This window comes from Pseudomonas rhizoryzae (assembly GCF_005250615.1).
Taxonomy (GTDB): domain Bacteria; phylum Pseudomonadota; class Gammaproteobacteria; order Pseudomonadales; family Pseudomonadaceae; genus Chryseomonas; species Chryseomonas rhizoryzae.
Window position 1 is genome coordinate 269,491 of the sequence record NZ_SULM01000003.1, and the last position, 16,678, is coordinate 286,168.

General features: G+C 66.1%; 16 protein-coding genes. 10 read left to right on the forward strand and 6 right to left on the reverse strand.

The features are described from left to right. Positions 1-2 precede the first annotated feature (2 nt). Together FAZ11_RS05830 and FAZ11_RS05835 are read right to left on the reverse strand one after the other, a co-directional pair. Positions 3-2,189, reverse strand: a complete 2,187-nt coding sequence (locus FAZ11_RS05830) for an ATP-binding protein (protein WP_058769032.1) — start codon at positions 2,187-2,189, stop codon at positions 3-5. A gap of 93 nt (positions 2,190-2,282) precedes the next feature. Continuing rightward, positions 2,283-2,870, reverse strand: coding sequence for an HAD family hydrolase (locus tag FAZ11_RS05835; protein ID WP_058769031.1), 588 nt, complete (start codon positions 2,868-2,870; stop codon positions 2,283-2,285). Positions 2,871-2,973: 103 nt separating this feature from the next. On the opposite strand from FAZ11_RS05835, the gene FAZ11_RS05840 reads away from it, so the two are divergent. The 6 genes from FAZ11_RS05840 to FAZ11_RS05865 all read left to right on the forward strand — a co-directional run bounded on the left by FAZ11_RS05840 (position 2,974) and on the right by FAZ11_RS05865 (position 9,545). Continuing rightward, positions 2,974-3,726 (forward strand): haloacid dehalogenase type II, encoded by a 753-nt coding sequence (locus FAZ11_RS05840; protein WP_058769030.1) that lies wholly within the window; start codon positions 2,974-2,976, stop codon positions 3,724-3,726. 54 nt (positions 3,727-3,780) lie between these two features. Then, complete coding sequence (locus FAZ11_RS05845) at positions 3,781-4,407, forward strand: CatB-related O-acetyltransferase (protein ID WP_058769029.1); 627 nt, start codon at positions 3,781-3,783, stop codon at positions 4,405-4,407. Between the two features lie 69 nt (positions 4,408-4,476). Next, the gene (locus FAZ11_RS05850) at positions 4,477-4,743 is read left to right on the forward strand and encodes a hypothetical protein (RefSeq protein WP_058769028.1); all 267 of its coding nucleotides are present in this window, start codon (positions 4,477-4,479) and stop codon (positions 4,741-4,743) included. Positions 4,744-4,774: 31 nt separating this feature from the next. Continuing rightward, a complete protein-coding gene (gene tsaA / locus FAZ11_RS05855; protein ID WP_058769027.1) occupies positions 4,775-5,470 on the forward strand; it encodes a tRNA (N6-threonylcarbamoyladenosine(37)-N6)-methyltransferase TrmO in 696 nt (231 codons plus the stop codon). 121 nt (positions 5,471-5,591) lie between these two features. Further along, positions 5,592-6,968, forward strand: a complete 1,377-nt coding sequence (gene ppnN, locus FAZ11_RS05860; protein WP_058760035.1) for a nucleotide 5'-monophosphate nucleosidase PpnN — start codon at positions 5,592-5,594, stop codon at positions 6,966-6,968. Positions 6,969-7,319: 351 nt separating this feature from the next. Continuing rightward, entirely contained in the window at positions 7,320-9,545 is a 2,226-nt protein-coding gene (locus tag FAZ11_RS05865) for a putative bifunctional diguanylate cyclase/phosphodiesterase (protein WP_058774135.1), read from the forward strand. Here the strand turns inward: FAZ11_RS05865 and FAZ11_RS05870 are convergent. Continuing rightward, positions 9,542-10,228 carry a dihydrofolate reductase family protein gene (locus tag FAZ11_RS05870; RefSeq protein ID WP_058774134.1) on the reverse strand — a complete coding sequence of 229 codons (687 nt, stop codon included), beginning with the start codon at positions 10,226-10,228 and terminating at the stop codon, positions 9,542-9,544. The two genes, FAZ11_RS05865 and FAZ11_RS05870, sit on opposite strands and share 4 nt — an antisense overlap. Before the next feature lie 530 nt (positions 10,229-10,758). Beyond that, complete coding sequence (gene fpr / locus FAZ11_RS05875) at positions 10,759-11,538, reverse strand: ferredoxin-NADP reductase (protein WP_058760032.1); 780 nt, start codon at positions 11,536-11,538, stop codon at positions 10,759-10,761. Positions 11,539-11,658: 120 nt separating this feature from the next. Here fpr and FAZ11_RS05880 point away from each other — a divergent pair, with 120 nt between their 5' ends. After that, the gene (locus tag FAZ11_RS05880; RefSeq protein ID WP_058774133.1) at positions 11,659-12,591 is read left to right on the forward strand and encodes a LysR family transcriptional regulator; all 933 of its coding nucleotides are present in this window, start codon (positions 11,659-11,661) and stop codon (positions 12,589-12,591) included. Here the strand turns inward: FAZ11_RS05880 and FAZ11_RS05885 are convergent, their stop codons facing one another. Continuing rightward, entirely contained in the window at positions 12,592-13,029 is a 438-nt protein-coding gene (locus FAZ11_RS05885) for a DUF4345 family protein (protein WP_058774132.1), read from the reverse strand. A gap of 197 nt (positions 13,030-13,226) precedes the next feature. On the opposite strand from FAZ11_RS05885, the gene pdxY reads away from it, so the two are divergent. Continuing rightward, the gene (gene pdxY, locus FAZ11_RS05890) at positions 13,227-14,120 is read left to right on the forward strand and encodes a pyridoxal kinase PdxY (protein WP_058774131.1); all 894 of its coding nucleotides are present in this window, start codon (positions 13,227-13,229) and stop codon (positions 14,118-14,120) included. A gap of 341 nt (positions 14,121-14,461) precedes the next feature. On the opposite strand, the gene dksA is transcribed toward pdxY, so the two are convergent. After that, complete coding sequence (dksA, locus tag FAZ11_RS05895; RefSeq protein WP_058769115.1) at positions 14,462-14,866, reverse strand: RNA polymerase-binding protein DksA; 405 nt, start codon at positions 14,864-14,866, stop codon at positions 14,462-14,464. Between the two features lie 193 nt (positions 14,867-15,059). On the opposite strand from dksA, the gene FAZ11_RS05900 reads away from it, so the two are divergent. Both FAZ11_RS05900 and ltnD read left to right on the forward strand, forming a co-directional pair. Then, complete coding sequence (locus FAZ11_RS05900) at positions 15,060-15,764, forward strand: FadR/GntR family transcriptional regulator (protein ID WP_058760027.1); 705 nt, start codon at positions 15,060-15,062, stop codon at positions 15,762-15,764. Positions 15,765-15,784: 20 nt separating this feature from the next. Then, a complete protein-coding gene (gene ltnD / locus FAZ11_RS05905) occupies positions 15,785-16,678 on the forward strand; it encodes an L-threonate dehydrogenase (protein ID WP_058769114.1) in 894 nt (297 codons plus the stop codon).

Genomic DNA, 16,678 nt, shown 5'->3' on the forward strand with positions numbered 1-16,678 from the left:
AGTCAAAGGCTGAGCGCCGGGTGCGTCCCCAGTAGCCCCTGGACCTTGGCGACGAAGGTATCCAGGGTGAAGGGCTTGGCCAGTACCTGCATACCCTCGGCCACCAGCCAGGATTGCGGCTCGGCGTCGTTCACGTAGCCGGTGATGAACAGCACCGGCAGACTGGGCCGCAGGGCGCGGGCGGCGTTGGCCAGCAGGCGACCGTTCAAGCCGGGCAGGCCGACATCGGTGATCAGCAGGTCGAAGCCCTCACCCTCGCGCAGGGCCGCCAGCGCCGCCTCGGCATCGCTGGCATCGCGATAGCGCCAGCCCAATTCGTCGAACAGTTGCACCAACAGACTGCGGACCACCGTATCGTCTTCCACCAGCAGCACCCGGGCGCTGGGTAGCTCGCGCGCCGCCTTGGCAGCAACGACGCTCACCGGCGCCAGGACCGGCGTACCAGGATGGCGTGGCAGGTACAGACTGACGCGGCAGCCCTGGCCGGGTGCGCTGGTCACCGTCACCTGGCCGCGGGACTGCTGGACGAAGCCATAGATCATCGACAGGCCCAGGCCCGATCCCTGGCCCACCGGCTTGGTGGTGAAGAAGGGTTCGAAGACGCGCTCCAGGACCTCCGGCGCCATACCGACGCCATCGTCGCCCACTTCGATCAGCAGATAGTCGCCCACCGGCAGCGCCGACCCAACACTGTGCTGCCCCCAGTTACGGGCGCTGATGGTGAGGGTGCCGCCCGCGGGCATGGCATCGCGACTGTTGATCGCCAGGTTCAGCAGCGCGTTCTCCAGTTGGTGGGGATCGGCGTCCACCTGCCAGAGTCCCTCCTCCAGCTCCAGCCGGCAGTGAATCTGCGGCCCCAGGCTGTGCAGGAGGATTTCCTGGAAATCGCCGATCAAGTTGGCCACGTCGACGGCCTGGGGCAGTAGCGTTTGCCGGCGGGAAAAGGCCAGCAGGCGATGGGTGAGACTGGCGCCGCGGTTCACTGACTGGGTCGCGGTGTCCAGCAGACCGGCGACCGCCGCGAGGCCGTCCGGGGCGAGCCGACGGCGCAAGAGGTCCAGGCTGGCCTGGATGCCGGCCAGCAGGTTGTTGAAATCGTGGGCGATGCCGCCGGTGAGCTGACCGACCGCTTCCATCTTCTGCGCCTGGCGCAGCAGGTCCTCGGTCTGCGCCCGACTCTGCATCTCTTCGCGCAGTTGCCGATTGGCCGCCTCCAGTTCGGCGGTGCGCGCCTGCACCTGGACTTCCAGGGTGGCACGCTCGCGACGCAGGGCCTCCTCGGCTTCATGGCGATCGTCGATGTCTTCGGTGGTGCCATACCAGCGGATCACCGCGCCGCGTTCGTCGCGGCGGGGATAGGCGCGGGTGCGCATCCAGCAATGACTGCCGTCCGCCACCCGCACGCGATGTTCCTGGTCATAGGCCTGGCCAGTGCCAAGGGCCGCCGCCCACGTCTGCCGGGTCAGCACGCGATCGTCCGGATGCAGGAGCGTCCAGAAGGTCTCGGCATCCAGCTCAACTCGGCCGGTCAGCTGCTGCCAGCGCGGCGACAAGACCAGATCGCCACCGGCAGGATCGCAGGTCCAGGTGTATTGCGGATTGAGCTCCACCAGGTGCCGATAGTGGTCTTCGCTCTCGCGCAACTGGCGATCCGCCTGATGGCGCTCGATGGCCAGGGCGGCGGTCTCGGTGACCAGACGGAAGGCATCACGCTCGGCGGCCGAGGGGCGCCGCGGTTCCCGGTAGTAGTTGGCGAAGGTGCCCAGCAGCCGGCCATCGAGGGCCAGGATCGGCATCGACCAGCAGGCGCGCAGGCCGTATTTCAAGGCCAGCTCGCGCGCGTTGTCCCACAGCGGATCGGTCGCGATGTCCTCGACGTAGACCGGCTCGCGCCGATAGGCGGCGGTACCGCAGGAACCGGCCTGAGGACCTATCTCCAGTCGGCCCAGCGCCTGGCTGTAAGCCTCCGGCAGACTCGGCGCGATACCATTCTCCAGAAAGCGGCCATCGTCGCTGAGCAACAGGATGCAGGCATGCAGCCGCACCTGTGCCAGGCGCTCCACCCGCTGCATCAGGGACTGCAGCACCCGGGCCAGCGGCAGGCCGGTGGCGAGACTTTCCAGCGCCTGCCGCTCGTACTGGCGCAGGTCGCCTGAAGGCGGCCGATCACTGGCGGAAGCAAGGCTCATACGACTGGCCCCAGGCTGATCCAAAACCTGCATATTAGCCATCCCGCCAGCGAACGACATACTCCCTGGAGCCCAAAGGACGTTTTTATAGCGTCAAAGAGCCGACAGGAGCTCCTGGCAGTCCTCGAAGCGCTGGTCACGCGCCGCTGGCCAGGGATCGCCGGGCTGGTTGACCTGCAAGGTGCGGCACCCGGCCGCCCGTCCGCACTCCAGGTCATAGCGGTGATCGCCGACCATCACCAGACTCCCAGGCGCCACCTGCCAGAGGTCGGCGAGATGCAGCAGACCACCCGGATCGGGCTTGGGCGCCGCTTCGTCCCGCCCGAGCACGGCGGCCGGCTCGAAGCAGTCTTCCAGTCCGATGGCTGCCAGGGTCAGCAGCGCCAGGTCGCGGGCATTGCGGGTCAGGATGCCCAGGTGCCGGCCCTGCTCATGCAGGGTACGCACCAGGGCCACCGCCCCCGGCGCCGGACGGGCCGCCACGGCCAGTTCGCGTTCGTGTTCGAACAGCCAGGCATGCTTGGCCTCGCGCTCGGTGGCCGGCAGGTCGGCCAGGTGATGCAGGATGTCCGCCTGCTCGGGAATGTCCAGGTGCCGGCGAATGGCGGCGAAGTCGTGGACGGCCAGGGTCAGGGTGCCGTCCAGGTCGAACACCCAATGGGTGAGGTGGCGCAACGTCATGGCAAGATCCTGTGGGGATGAAGGACGACCTCCGGACGCGCGGGGGGAACCCTGGTCCCGCGCGCTCCGTCTGGTGGAAATACCTATCTTGTGGAGTCTACCCATGACGACGACCGTGCGGGCGCTGCTTTTCGATGTCTTCGGCACCGTGGTGGACTGGCGCGGCAGCCTGGTCGAGCAACTTCAGGGGCTGTCCGCCAAGCACGGCGTGCAGGCCGACTGGGGCGCCCTGGCCGATGCCTGGCGGGCCGAGGCCTACGAGGCCATCCTGCCGCAGATCGCGGCCCGCACCCTGCCCTGGCTGCCCCTCGATGAGGTACACCGCCTGGCGTTGGACGAATTGCTGCCGCGCCACGGCCTGGTCGGACTGACCGAGGCCGAGGTGACTTGGATCAACCGTCGTTGGCACCAGCTGCAGCCCTGGCCCGATGCCGTGCCCGGCCTGCACCGCCTGCGTCAGGGCTACCCGGTGTGCGCCCTGTCCAATGGCAATGTCAGCCTGCTGCTGGCGATGGCGCGTCACGCCGGGCTGCCCTGGGACATGCTGTTCGGCGCCGATCTCTTCCAGCGCTACAAGCCGGCAGCGGAGGTCTACCTGGGCGCCTGCGCCCTGCTCGATCTGCAACCCGAACAGGTGATGCTCTGCGCCGCCCACAACGGTGACCTGCAGGCCGCCCAGGAACTGGGCCTGGCCACCGCCTTCATCCAACGGCCACGGGAAAAGGGGCCTGCGGGGGGCGAGGTGTCGAACGGTGGCTGGGATCTGGAGGCCAGCGATCTGCAGGACCTGGCCGACCAGTTGGGAATGTCTTCCATGGCCGCTGAAGACGCCACGCGCGACCGAGCCACCGATTGAGAGGTGTCCGGGCGCTTCTGTATCCTGCCGGATACTTTTCGTCAGGGCACTGCCATGGGTTTTCTCGACAAGCTGCGTAAGAAACGTGAACGCCAGGCGCTGGCCGCCCTGCCGCGCCTGCACCAGCGTACCGCTCGCCTGCGCCGCGAGCTGCCCGACTACGAGATCGGCGCCGGTACCTATGGTGCCCCGCGGGTATTCGATCTCAAGGAAGGCGCCACCCTACGCCTGGGGCGCTATACCTCCATCGCCGAAGGGGTACGCATCCTGCTCGGCGGCCTGCACCGCCTGGATTGGGTGACCACCTATCCCTTTCCCGCCTTCGTCGACGACCTGGCCCATATCACCGACTACGGCGGTACCCGCGGCGACGTGGTGATCGGCAGCGATTGCTGGATCTGCACCGATGCGCTGATTCTTTCCGGGGTCACCGTCGGCCATGGCGCCGTGGTGGCCGCCGGTGCCGTGGTCACCCGCGACGTGCCGCCCTATGCAGTGGTCGGCGGCAACCCGGCGCGTTTCATCAGGTGGCGTTTTCCCGAAGCCATCTGCCAGGCGCTGCTCGACATCGCCTGGTGGGACTGGCCCGAAGCGGACATCCTCGCCGCCGGCGAACGCCTGTGCAGTGCCGATATCGACGGCTTCATCGCCTACGCCCGGGCACGCCATCCGGCGTCCTGAATCCCGCGCTCGGAACTCGGAGCCCAGGATCAGGCTCACCTTCATTAGTCATTCTATTGAAGGTTATTCATGGAAGTCCTCGATCTGCTGCAATGGCCGGCCATGGCCATCACCCTGCTCGCCGCCTGGCTAGTGGCCTCCCAGCGCCAGGGCCGGCGCAACCTGGGCTTCTGGGTGTTTCTCCTGAGCAACGCCCTGTGGATCGCCTGGGGCCTGCAGGCCGAGGCCTATGCGCTGATCGTGCTGCAACTGGGCCTGGCGGCGATGAATCTGCGCGGCGTGCGGCGCAACGCGAACGACGCGGCGACGCTACCCGAGGGCTCCGGCCAGGCATAATGGCCGACCCCACGTCCGACAGCCCAGCGCCATGCAGCACAGCGTCACCCCCATCGGCCATGTCCGCTCCTGCTTCAAGGAGAAATTCGCCATCCCCCGGCAGCCCGCCCTGGCGCCGGCCGCCCGCGGCGTGCTGGAACTCTTGCCGCCCTTCGACCGACCCGAAGCCGTCCAGGGCCTGGAGCAGGTCAGCCATGTCTGGCTGCTGTTCCTCTTCCACCAGGCGCTGGAGAGCGAACCCCGTCTGCGGGTGCGGCCACCAAGACTGGGCGGCAATCGCTACCTGGGCGTGTTCGCCACGCGCGCGACCCACAGACCCAACGGCATCGGCCAATCGGTGGTCCGGCTGGACGGAATCGAACCAGGGCGCTTGCTGCTCTCGGGCCTCGACCTGCTGGACGGCACCCCGGTGCTGGACATCAAACCCTATGTCCCCTATGCCGACAGCCCCCTGGGCGCCCACAACGCCATCGCCGAGGCACCGCCGCCGGCCCTGCCGGTGAGCTGGGAGGCCGCCGCCCGGCAGCAGGCCGCAGCCCATGGCCAGCGCCTGGGCGAGCCGCTGGTCGAGCTGATCGAGCAATGCCTGGCCCAGGATCCGCGTCCGGCCTACCAGCAACCGGCCCCCGAGCGTCGCTATGGCGTTCGCCTGTGGGACGTGGAGGTGCAGTGGCATTATCCGACCGTCGAATGCATCCGTGTCCTGGACGTGACCGTCGCGCCCTGACACCGACCCGTTTGCAATCCGTATCGCCAGACCCCGACAATGGAGCTGCCGCGGCTCGCACCTGGCGAGTCGCACCTGGCTACGGTCGCCGTTCGACCGTATCACCGATAGGGAAGCAGCTATGGCTCCAAGCAGACAGGTCATCAACGCTCAGGTCAGCCCCAAGGGCAGTCTGGAGACCCTCTCCCAGCGCGAAGTGCAGCAGCTCAGCGCCGCCGGCTCCGGCAACCTCTACCAGCTCTTTCGCCAGTGCGCCCTGGCCATCCTCAACACCGGCGCCCACAGCGACAACGCCAAGACCATCCTCGAGGCCTACCAGGACTTCGAGATCCTCATCCACCAGCAGGATCGCGGCGTCCGCCTGGAACTGATCAACGCCCCGGCCGATGCCTTCGTCGACGGCGAGATGATCGCCAGCACCCGCGAGATGCTGTTCAGCGCCCTGCGCGACATCGTCTACACCGAGAGCGAGCAGAGCAGCCTGCGCATCGACCTGGAGAGCTCCGAAGGCATCACCGACTACGTCTTCCACCTCCTGCGCAACGCCCGCACCCTGCGCGCTGGCATGGAGCCCAAGATGGTGGTCTGCTGGGGCGGCCACTCCATCAGCACCGAGGAATACAAGTACACCAAGAAGGTCGGCCACGAACTGGGCCTGCGCAGCCTGGACATCTGCACCGGCTGCGGTCCGGGCGTGATGAAGGGCCCGATGAAGGGCGCCACCATCGCCCACGCCAAGCAACGTATCCAGCACGGTCGCTACCTGGGCCTCACCGAGCCGGGCATCATCGCCGCCGAGGCGCCCAACCCCATCGTCAACGAACTGGTGATCCTGCCGGACATCGAGAAGCGCCTGGAGGCCTTCGTCCGCGTCGGCCACGGCATCATCATCTTCCCAGGCGGCGCCGGCACGGCGGAGGAATTCCTCTACCTGCTGGGCATCCTCATGCACCCGGATAACAAGGACATCCCCTTCCCGGTGATCCTCACCGGTCCGCAGAGCGCCGCGCCCTACCTCGAGCAGTTGCACGCCTTCATCGGCGCCACCCTGGGCGAAGCCGCCCAGCGTCACTACCAGATCGTGGTCAACGATCCGGTCGAGGTGGCCCGGCAGATGGCCCAGGGCCTCAAGGCGGTCAAGCAGTTCCGCCGCGAGCGCCACGACGCCTTCCACTTCAACTGGCTGCTGCGCATCGAGGAAGGCTTCCAGCGGCCCTTCGATCCCACCCACGCCAACATGGCCGCGCTCCAGCTGACCCATGCCGTGCCGCCCCATGAACTGGCCGCCAATCTGCGCCGGGCCTTCTCCGGCATCGTCGCCGGTAACGTCAAGGCCAAGGGCATCCAGTTGATCGAAGAGCACGGCCCCTACGAGATCCATGGCGATCCCGACATCATGCGCCCGCTGGATCGGCTGCTGCAGGCCTTCGTCGAGCAGCACCGCATGAAGCTGCCCGGTGGCGCGGCCTATGAGCCCTGCTATCGCGTCGTGAGCTGAAACCTAGTCAATCGGCCTCCGGGGGCCGATTGTTCCTGCCGCTGACCGTTCGTTCCGAGTCTTGCTCGACGAACGGTCATACTCATAGCAAGGCGCCATCATAAGGTCGCTAGCTAGCTATCTAGAGCGCCTCGCTTACCATCTTGTTCGGTGAACTTTCTGTCTCTATTCTGTTGTCTAAAAGCCTCGCGCGCTAAGTGCTCAGGTCCGTGCTAAAGCCCCCCTTCACGTCGCCGATAGGGCAAGGCAAGCTAAACCAAGAGCGCAGACTGCAGTCGTGAAAGCCACCAGGGCCGAAGACCCCGCCGGGCATTTCACCAGCCGCGCCGGACTTCCTGCCGAGGCCACGGAATGAACAATTGGCTGGAACTCGACTTTTTCGTCGACTCCGTTTCCCACAACCAGGTGCACCTGCACGGTCAGCACGATAGTTGGCTGGTGGCGCTCGCCTACCTGGTCGCCGTGAGTGCCTGCTACGTCACCCTGGTCTTCGCCGAGCGCATCGGCCAGACCCGTACCCTGGCGCGGCGGCGGGCCTGGAGTCTGATGGGCGCCCTGAGCTTCGGCTTCGGCGTCTGGGGCATGCACTTCATCGCCATGCTGGCCTATACCGTGCCCGCGCGGATGCACTACGACCTCCTTATCACCCTGGCCTCGCTGCTCATCGTGGTGCTGGCCGGCCTCATGGCCATGCCGGCACTGAGCCAACCCGACCTCACCCTGGGGCAGCGGCTCAAGGCCGGCCTGGTGCTCAGCGTCGGCATCGTGCTCATGCACTACACCGGCATGGCTGCGGTGCATACCGAAGCCGTGGTGCGCTATCTTCCGGCACCCTTCCTGCTGTCCATCGTCATCGCCGTGGTGGCGAGCTTCGCCGCCCTGCAACTGATCCAGATCTTTCGCCGCCATTACACTGGCATCTATCGCTGGCTGCGCATGGCCACCGCTCTGGTGATGGGGCTGGCCATCGCCGCCATGCACTTCACCGGCATGTGGGCCATGGTGCTGATCGCGCCAGCCCAATCCGCCCCGGCGCTGCAGGGCGCCAGCAACGCCTGGCAACTCGGCGTGGGCATCGCCATCATCGCGCTGCTGCTGGTGCTGGGCGGCCTGGGTGCGGCCTGGGCGGATCGTCAACTGCAGCGCAAGGAAAACGACCTGGAACGGGTCAATTCCCTGGTCGGCCAGCTCGACGAAGCCCGCGCCTCGCTGCAGCAGGCGGCGCATTACGATCCGCTGACCAACCTGCACAACCGCCGCGCCTTCAACCAGGCCTTCGCCGACATCCTGGCCCGGCATGCCCACCAGGGACTCAACCTGGCGGTGATGTTCCTCGACATCGATCACTTCAAGCGCATCAACGACAGCCTCGGCCACGATGCCGGCGACCAGTTGCTGGTTGCCATCGCCAAGACCATCCGCGAAGCGGTACGCGAAGGCGATCTGGTATCACGCTTCGGCGGCGATGAATTCTGCATCCTGGCCAGCCTCGCCGGTCCCGACGAGGCGCGTCACCTGGCCCAGCGTATCCTTGAGCGGGTGCGCAATCCGATCACCATCGGCAACCGCACCCTGATGATGACCACCAGCATCGGCATCAGCCTCTATCCCCGCGACGGCGGCTGCTGCGAAGAACTGCTCAAGAGCGCCGACCTCGCGCTCTATCTATCCAAGGGCAATGGCCGCAACACCTTCAGTTTCTTCGACGAGACCCTGCGCGAGAAGATTTCGCTGCAGCTGGAGCTGGAAGCGGAACTGCGCGAGGCCCTGGTCGAGGAGCGCGGCCTGCAGCTCTACTACCAACCGATCCTCGACGTGGCCAGCGGTAAGCTGGACAAGGCCGAGGCGCTGATCCGCTGGGACCATCCACGGCTCGGCCTGCTCGCACCCAACTTCTTCCTCGGCGTCGCCGAGGCCAATGGTTTCATCGAAGAACTGGATGCCTGGGTGCTCAAGCGGGCCTGTCGCGATCTCGCCGAAATGACCGCCGCTGGCCTTGCGGACCTGCGCGTGGCCGTCAACTGCTCGGCCCTGAGCCTGAGCAACGAGGCCCTGCCGAGCCAGATCGCCTGGCGCCTGGACGATCACCAACTGTCGCCGCGGCGGCTGGAACTGGAGGTCACCGAGAACGCCCTGGTCAAGAACGTGCAGCCCACCGCCGAATTGCTGCAGCGTATCCGCGACCTGGGGGTGACCGTCTCCATCGACGACTTCGGCACCGGCTATTCGTCGCTGGCCTATCTCAAGCGCCTGCCCATCGATACGGTGAAGATCGACCGCTCCTTTGTCACCGGCTTGGCCGAGGGCAATGCCGACCACCAGATCGTCCAGGCCATCATCGGCATGGCCCGGCCGCTCAAGCTCAAGGTCACCGCCGAGGGCGTCGAGCACCTGGAACAGCTGCGCCTGCTGTGCGACCTGGGATGCGACTTCATCCAGGGCTATCACATCAGCCGGCCGGTGCCGCTGTCCCAGGTGCCCGAGGTGATCGCCCGCTATGCCAGTGGAGTCTGTCCGCTGCAGGCCCAGGCAAAGCTCGACGCCAATGCCCTGGCCATGGCCAAGGCGCTCGGTTAGCGGCGGCGATAACGCAGCCAGACGCTGCCGTCATCCTGGGCGTCGGCCGAATCCAGCGTAAGATAGAGCGGCTGCTGCCAGGCCTGTTCGGCGATCTCGAAGGACGCCGGATGAGCACCGCGACCATCCACCAAGGGGATGATCAGGACACTGATCTCGTCCACCAGCCCGGCGGCGACGAAGGAGCCGCTGACGTGGGGACCACCCTCCACCACCAGCCGCTCGATGCCCAGTTCGGCATTCAGCAGTTCCAGCACCGCGGCCAAATCCAGTTCCTGCTGGCCACCGAAGACATAGGACGCGCCGATGTTCTGCAGGTGGGCCAGGTAGTCGTCGCTCACGCCCTCGGTCAACACGGCGACCACATGGGAATCCAGCGCCTCGTTCTTCTTCCAGGCCACCTTGCCCTGGGGGTCGATGGCGATGGCGTACTTGGCGGCGTCGCGTTGGGCGAAGTGATGAGTACGGGGGATTGGCGCCTGGGCCACACCGGTGGGATAGCCCTCGCCATGGGCGATCTCTTCCATGGTCACCCGGCCGCAGGCCCAGGCGTCGAACTCGAAGCGCTCGGCCAGGCGCTCGTAGGTGGCGTCGGCCTGTTTCTTGACGGCACGATCCCAGCCATCGGTGAGGGCATGGCCGTCGACCGACGACATCATATGGCAGATCACATAGGGCTTCATGGGGGCTCCCGGCTATGGCGCGTCGCCATGACACGCCTTGCAGGAACCGACCGGTCAGAAGCGCTGGGAGTTCAGTGAGATCGACCAGTACGTTGGTTCTGCGAGGTTCTCAGCTGAGCCAAGGCAGTCTTGCCGAGTAGCCAAAGACTGAGAGGCAAGGCGAGGTACAACAGGGGAATGACCAGGAACAAGCCAAAACCCACCCAGGCTGTAACGTCGATACCCGCCCACTGGCAACCTTGCAGGCCCTTACTCCCGATGAATATACAACCGAGCGGATTGAAAACCGCTCGAGCAAGTAAATAGCCTGTTAGGGTCAATCCGAACGGGCACAAAGCCAGTCCGTAGCGGCACGACCAAGTCAGTTCAGCAGGCCGACGTAGCAACAGCGACGGTCCGCATAGAGCAACTAAGAGAAGTCCGAACAGCACTACGTTTTGCATGAGCCACCCATAAAAAATGGCCGAGGCTGCAATGAGCCTCGGCCATCTCTCGCACGGCAGAGAATATCTTCCGCGCGCGTACCAGCCTTACTTCTCGACGAAGGCGCGCTCGATCAGGTAGTCGCCCGGATCGCCCATGCGCGGGGAGATGGTCAGGCCGAATTCGTTCAGCACGGCGCTGGTCTCGTCCAGCATGCTCGGGCTGCCGCAGATCATGGCGCGGTCGTCCTGCGGATTGATCGGCGGCAGGCCGATGTCCTCGAACAGCTTGCCGCTGCGCATCAGGTCGGTCTGACGACCCTGGTTGCGGAATTCCTCGCGGGTGACCAGGGGGTAGTAGATCAGCTTCTCGCGCACCAGATCGCCGATGAACTCGTGCTCCGGCAGGGTCTTGGTGATGAAGTCGGCATAGGCCAGCTCGTTCACGTAGCGCACGCCGTGGACCAGGATGACCTTCTCGAAGCGTTCGTAGGTCTCCGGGTCCTGGATGGTGCTCAGGAAGGGCGCCATGCCGGTGCCGGTGCTCAGCAGATAGAGGTGCTTGGCGGGCTTCAGGTCGCTGAGGATCAGGGTGCCGGTGGGCTTGCGGCTGACCATCAGGTTGTCGCCTTCCTTGAGGTGCTGCAGGCGCGAGGTCAGGGGGCCGTCCGGCACCTTGATGCTGAAGAACTCCAGGTGTTCTTCGTAGTTCGGGCTGGCGATGCTGTAGGCGCGCATCAGCGGGCGACCGCCCTCGGTTTCCAGGCCGATCATCACGAACTGACCGTTCTCGAAACGCAGGCCCGGATTACGGGTGGTCTTGAAGCTGAACAGGGTGTCGTTCCAGTGATGAACGCTCAGGACGCGCTCGGTGTACAGGTTGCTCATCGATGACTCCAGGAAAAATCGGTACAGCCCGGGGCTGGATAGAAATTGCGCGACAGTTTATAGAGGAGGAAAATATCCGTGAAATGAATAATTCGAATATCGGTTATCCAAAAGGCAGATATGAGATTCACGTTGCGTCAACTCGAGGTGTTCGTCGCCGTGGCGCGCCAGGAAAGCGTTTCCCGGGCCGCCGAGGCGCTCAATCTGTCGCAGTCGGCCACCAGTACCGCCCTGGGCGAACTGGAACGGCAATTCGACTGCCGGGTATTCGACCGCGCGGGCAAGCGTTTGACGCTCAACGCCCTCGGCCGGCAACTGCTGCCCAAGGCGGTGGCCCTGCTCGACCGTAGCGCCGAGGTGGAAAACCTGCTGCGCGGCAAGACCGGCTTCGGCTCGCTGGAGGTGGGCGCCACCCTCACCATCGGCAACTACCTGGCCACCCTGCTGCTGGGCGACTTCATGCAGCGCCATCCCGATTGCCGGGTGCGGCTGCATGTGCACAACACCGCCAGCGTGGTGCAGCGTATCGCCAACCATGACATCGACCTCGGCCTGATCGAAGGTGACTGCCAGCATCCGGATCTGGAGGTGCAGCCCTGGATCGAGGACGAACTGGTGGTGTTCTGCGCCCCCGGACATCCCCTCGCGAGGGTCACGGCGGACCAGGCCGAGCTGGAAGCCCAGGCCTGGATCCTGCGCGAACAGGGCTCGGGCACCCGCCTGACCTTCGACCAGGCCATGCGGCATCACGCCCAACCGCTGGATGTGCGGCTGGAGCTGGAGCACACCGAGGCCATCCTGCGGGCGGTGGAGTCGGGACTGGGCATCGGCTGCCTGTCGCGCCTGGCCCTGCGCGACGCCTTCGCCCGCGGCACCCTGGTGCCCATCGACACCCCGACCCTGGATCTGCGCCGCCAGTTCTGCTTCATCTGGCACAAGCAGAAGTACCAGACCGGCGCCATGGTCGAATTCCTCGAACTTTGCCGCCAGCTCACCCTGGGCCTCGCCCGCAGCGATCAGATCGACACCGCGCGGCCGCTACCCGCCCGGTGATCACTGGCCGTCGTAGACCCGCTGGTTCTCCAGCACCCGCTGCTCATGGCGGCGGTGGGCGCGCAGCGCCAGCAGGGCGAGGACGCCGATCAGCAGGCGATAGCCCTGGGAGTAGAGATCCAGCTCGGCGGTGGCCGACTCGCCCAGCACGCCGCTGATCAGCCGCACCACGAACAGGGTCAGTTGCACGAAGGCCACCAGCAGCAAACCGGCCGACAACCATTCCGCCCGGCGGAAGGCCAACACGGCGAACAGCGCCAGGGCGAATTGCATGCCGCCATACCAGACCCGCGCCTCGGCGACCGACGCCGAATCCATCAGCACCATGCCGCGGGCGTTGGCCATCTCGTAGGGATAGAACCAGTGCGCCAGGGCGAGTCCAAACCAGACCAGGGCCTGCAGACCCAACACCAGACGTGCGAAGCGAAGCTCGGACATTCCCCGTTTCTCCTTGGGGTCGTGGGTGGATGACAGCCGCTCCAGTGTAGCCAGGCAGAGCACCCGGCGCAGGTAGCGATCCGCATTGCCGATGCAGACCGCCCCAGCGGGGTAGGGTTCGCCCGGAGGGCTGGGTTAAGCTGCAGGAATCAGCCCTTTCGGCTCCCGACCAGGAGCCCGCCGCCCGAGAGATCGCCATGCCCGCCGCCCTGCCCATCCAACCGCCGCTGGTGCTGTCCATCCAGTCCCATGTCGCCTATGGCCACGTCGGCAATGCCGCCGCCACCCTGCCGCTGCAACTGCTCGGCCTGCAGCCGGTGGTGGTCAACACGGTGCAGTTTTCCAATCACACCGGCTACGGCGAATTCAAGGGCCAGGTCTTTCCGCCCGAGCATATCCACGACGTGCTCGACGGCCTGCGCGCCCGCGGTGTGCTGGAGCGCTGCGTGGCGGTGCTGTCCGGCTACCTGGGCGACGCCGCCATCGGCGAGGTGATCCTTGGCGTGGTGCAGGAGATCCGCCGCCAACGCGGTGACCTGCAGTATCTCTGCGACCCGGTGATGGGCGACGTCGGCCGCGGCATCTTCGTCCGTCCCGGCATCCCCGACTTCCTGCGCCGCCGAGCCATCGAGCAGGCCAGCCTGATCACCCCCAACCAGTACGAATTCGAACTGCTGCACGGCCAGCCGCTGACCGACACCGCCGATGCCGTGGCCGCCGCCCGCCTGCTGCTCGGTCGTCCCTGCCAACCGGGTCCTAAGACCATCGTCATCACCAGCCTGCGCACCCCGGACCTGCCGGCCGACGTCCTCAGCACCCTGGTGGTGGAGACGAACGATGCCTGGCTGGTGCAGACGCCCTATCTGGATCTGCAGCCGCTGCCCAACGGCATGGGCGACGTCTTCTCCGCCGTGCTGCTCGGCAAGTTGCTCAACGGCCAGTCCACCCCCGCTGCCGCCTCCCATGCGGTCAGCGCCCTCTACGCCCTGGTCGCCCGCACCGCCCCCGGCAGCCGCGACCTGCCGCTGATCGCGGCCCGCGAGCAGATCGTGCGGCCGGGTGAGCTGTTCGAGGCGCAGCGGCTGGCGTAGGTTGGGTTGAGCGTAGCGAAGCCCAACGGTGCCCCGCCCTGTTGGGCTTCGACGATGGAGCCGTCTCAGCCCAACCTACGGGTCCGCTGCCTATGGCGAAGGGGTCGAGGCGCAGCGGCTGGCGTAGGTTGGGTTGAGCGTAGCGAAGCCCAACGGTGCCACGCCCTGCTGGGCTTCGACGATGGAGCCGTCTCAGCCCAACTTACGAATCAGCATCTTTCAGGTGGAAAACGCTACGCGGCTTTCCACCCTACGCCTGCTCCAGAGTCCCCTCTCGCACCGCTTCGCCCCCTCTCCCTCAGGGAGAGGGCTGGGGTGAGGGAAATCCAATCACCCATCTATCACGACGACTGCATATGCCGTTCACGCTGCTCCTGGCGCTCCTTGGCTTCCACGCTCAGGGTCGCGGTGGGCCTTAGCAACAGGCGCGCCAGGCCTATGGGCTCGCCGGTCTCCGCGCACCAGCCGTAGTCATCACGAGCCAGGCGCTCCAAGGCCTCGTCGATCTTGTCCAGCAGCTTCTTCTCGCGCTCCAGCTGGCGCAGTTGCCATTGGCGCTGCTGTTCGGCATTGCCGATGTCGGCCGGATCGCCATGGGCATCCATGCCGCGCAGATCCTCCACCTGCTCATCGATCAGCCGCTGCAGATCACCGCGCTGGGCCAGCAGCAAGTCGCGAAAGAAACCGCGCTGGGCCTCGTTCATGTAGTCCGTAGCGGGTTGGGCCAGGAGCTCTTCAGGGGTCATGGGACGGCTCTCCATTGCTAAATGTTATATTATAACACCCGACAATGGCTCTGGCTTGCGCCTGCTACCCGTAGAACCCGTCACGAAAAATTCCGTAGTGCTCCAGCCAAAACCACTACACAAAGCCAAAAGCCTATGCGAAAGTAACGTCACAACCTGTATGACAACCTTACAACCACATAAGCAGGTCCCTATGTTCGCCAAGGTCCCCGCCAATGTCCTGAGCGACAACGTCGCTCAGCAGCTGCTGGACAAGATCGAAGCCGGTGTCTTCGCCCCCGGCACCAAGATCCCCAGCGAAGCCCTGCTCTCCGAAGCCTTCGGCGTCAGCCGTACCGTGGTGCGCGAAGCCATTTCGCGGCTGAAGAACGAAGGCGTGCTGCAGCCCCAGCAAGGCCGCGGCATCTTCGTCACCGCCCACGCCACCATCCGCCCGCTGCGCATCGATGCCGACGAAGCCAGCCTGCCCGGCAGCGTCTTCCACCTGTTGGCCCTGCGTCGCGCCATCGAGGCGGAGATCGCCTCCGAGGCGGCCATCAACCGCAGCGAAGCCGATCTGGTCGCCATCGACGAAGCCCTGGCCGCCATCGACGAAGACGTGGCCGACGGCCGTGACGGTGTCCGTGCCGACGTCGCCTTCCACCGCACCATCGCCCAGGCCACCGGCAATCCCTACTTCATCAAGACCCTGGAATTCATCAGCCAGTATCTGGAGACGGCCACGCGCATCACCCGCACCAACGAGGCGCAGCGCGAGGACTTCTCCCGGCAGGTGCATGAAGAACACCAGGCCATCGTCGCCGCCATTCGCCTGGGCGATCCCCTGGCCGCCGCCAACGCCGCCCGCCAGCACATCTACAACGCCGCCCGCCGCCTGCGGCAGTCCGGCTTCGCCTGACCTTTTCGGAGAACAACAAGATGCAAGACAACGTCGGTGTCATCGGCCTCGGGGCCATGGGTCTGGGCGTCGCCCGGTCGCTGCTGCGCGCGGGTTTCGCCGTGCATGCCTGCGACGTGCGCGCCAGCGTGCTGGAGTCCTTCGCCAGCGAAGGCGGGGTGGCCTGTACCTCGCCCGCCGCCCTGGCCGATAGCTGCGACATCCTCATCACCGTGGTGGTGAACGCCGAGCAGACCGAAGCCGTGTTGTTCGGTGAGGGTGGCGCGGTCGCCGCCCTGCGTCCGGGCAGCCTGGTGATCGCCTGCGCCACCGTGGCCCCGGCCTATGCCGTGGAGCTGGGCGAACGCCTGGCCGAGCGCGGCATCCTGCTGCTGGACGCCCCGCTCTCCGGCGGTGCGGCCAAGGCCGCCAGCGGCGAGATGACCATGATGACCTCCGGCAGCGCGGAAGCCTATGCCAAGGGCGAGGCGGTATTGGCCGCCATGGCCGGCAAGGTCTATCGCCTGGGCGATGCCCCCGGCCAGGGTTCCAAGGTCAAGATCATCAACCAGCTCTTGGCCGGGGTGCACATCGCCGCCTCTGCCGAGGCCATGGCCCTGGGCCTGCGCGAGGGGGTCGACCCGGAGGCGCTGTACGAGGTGATCACCCACAGCGCCGGCAATTCCTGGATGTTCGAGAACCGCGTGCCGCACATCCTCAAGGCCGACTACACCCCGCTGTCCGCCGTGGACATCTTCGTCAAGGACCTGGGCCTGGTGCTGGATACCGCGCGCACCTCGAAATTCCCGCTGCCGCTGTCGGCCACCGCCCACCAGATGTTCATGCAGGCCTCCACCGCCGGCTACGGTCGTGAAGACGACTCGGCGGTGATCAAGATCTTCCCGGGCATCGAGCTGCCCAAGGCCACGGAGTGA